A 1839-nucleotide genomic window follows, 5' to 3' on the forward strand; every position below is an offset into this window, starting at 1 on the left:
CTCTGCTGTTTTCCCCGCCACGATTGACCTCCGCTATGATTTTCATGCAGCTGAAGTATATCCGGATTTTAGTTAAGTGAACAGCATTGGGTACGTCCCCTATTATGCGCTATTATGCGGGTTAGCTCAGTGTAATGGGCAAGATTGATGATGCCGTTATCTGTCTGCCAACAAAAAGCATCATGCGTATATGTTTATAACTTAATGCTAATCATGCAACTTTAGCAAACCGAAGTCGCTGGTCAATCTCGCTTCAACTGCAGCATGATGAATTCTTGCAAAACTCTCGATGCTTTTACTAGGCCAGCTGGCTCGGCTACCGATTGATATATCAATGAAGGATATTGAATGCCTGCGTCATTTATCCCAGAGATTTCCAGTTCGAATGGCTCTTTGCCTATTTGCCCTACATAGTCGAAACTAGCTTGTATTTCCGTCGAGTTACAACAGCCAGATTGAGTACTACGCGTGAGTTGTGCTTGATAAGCTTTTCCGTTGATTTTTAAAAACACCTCCTCAATTGTGATCTTCACGGGTAATGGATTTTTGTCAGTATGGTTCCGATGAATACTTATCAAAAAACTGTATTTATTTGGTGGATCAAATACCCCTGTTTCGATTGCTTTATGATAAAAGCTTCGGTAATTGATAGAGAGGTTAATAACGCTGTTGTTAAACTGACCAATGACATCATGCTTTCCATATGACCACACTGACGTTGCAACCGCTCTTAAATCGTAAATCACATCGGGAGCATTTGGATTTTTTTCTTTAACTAAGTCAGCAAGTGGCTGGTTATAATTCTGTTGCACACTCTCCAAAAAATTCAGATACTTGCTGCAATTTTTTTCATCTTTTTCAGCAGTTCGCCTATCAAATTGAATAAGCAATTGTGCCACTTCTTCTTTATTGAGCCCTTTTTTGCCTTCGTCACTGATGCAATCTTGATCACATATTTCGTCCAAACTTAGTTTCTTTGAGAGTAAGTTGCTTACATTTTTGATGCGGGTTTGTATTTCCACATTCTCAACATCACAATTCTGAGCCAATACTTTTGGCATGTAATTAACAGACGCTCTTGTCATAATCATCATCGACTCGATACTAGGCAGAGAATGCGCGAGCGCACTACTTGCGTGGAAAACACCTGTTAATAGCAACCATTTTAAATTGTCATATTTACTTTTCATTACTAGCTTTCTACAAAAAATTAGTGTTCGCACTACTTTAGAACTAATGGTGTCAGTCTAAAATTAATGGGGTCAGCAACTGTCTTGAAATAAATCGTTTTTGACAGGTTTTCAAGCGGCCTCCGCTTCTCGCCACGGCGTATTATTTTTCACCATGGCGTTTAAAATCACCAGCAATTTACGCATACACGCCACCAACGCCACCTTCTTCATTTTACCTGCGGCCAGCAGCTTTTGATAGAAGGCTTTAATCACGGGGTTGTATCTTGAGGCTACTAAAGCCGCCATGTACAACACTGCTCTAATACTCGCACGCCCACCCCAAATCGCCCGTCTGCCTTTGTGACCGCCACTATCTCGATTAAACGGGCATACGCCCACCAAGGCACTAATCTCGCGCCTAGCCAGATTGCCCAGTTCTGGCAGCTCGGCCAGCAAACTGGTTGCCGTGACTTTCCCCACGCCAGGCACCGAGGTAATGAGGTCGGACTTAGCTTGCCACAGCGGGCTTTGTTGAATCGCAGCATCTAAATCATCATCGGCTTCACTCAAGCGCTTTCTTAGCCAAATAATATGTTGTGCAATTTGCTTGGCGATTTTGTCTGAGGCTTGAGCATGGCGATTACTTTCTGCGGTAATCATCTCAACT

General features: G+C 42.5%; 2 protein-coding genes. Both read right to left on the reverse strand.

Annotation, left to right across the window (positions count from 1 at the left end; translation table 11 throughout):
* Positions 1-242 precede the first annotated feature (242 nt).
* Complete coding sequence (locus ACHZC4_RS04510; RefSeq protein ID WP_394752629.1) at positions 243-1190, reverse strand: hypothetical protein; 948 nt, start codon at positions 1188-1190, stop codon at positions 243-245.
* Between the two features lie 111 nt (positions 1191-1301).
* Positions 1302-1839, reverse strand: a 538-nt coding sequence (locus tag ACHZC4_RS04515) for an IS110 family transposase (protein WP_394752630.1), incomplete at its 5' end; no start/stop codon positions are given.

The sequence above is a fragment of the Crenothrix sp. genome (assembly GCF_043729335.1).
Classification (GTDB): Bacteria; Pseudomonadota; Gammaproteobacteria; order Methylococcales; family Methylomonadaceae; genus Crenothrix.

Bases quoted from the DNA above. Each gene is read 5' to 3' on its own strand.
- ACHZC4_RS04510 (WP_394752629.1), bottom strand. From the start codon at position 1,190: ATGAAAAGTAAATATGACAATTTAAAATGGTTGCTATTAACAGGTGTT.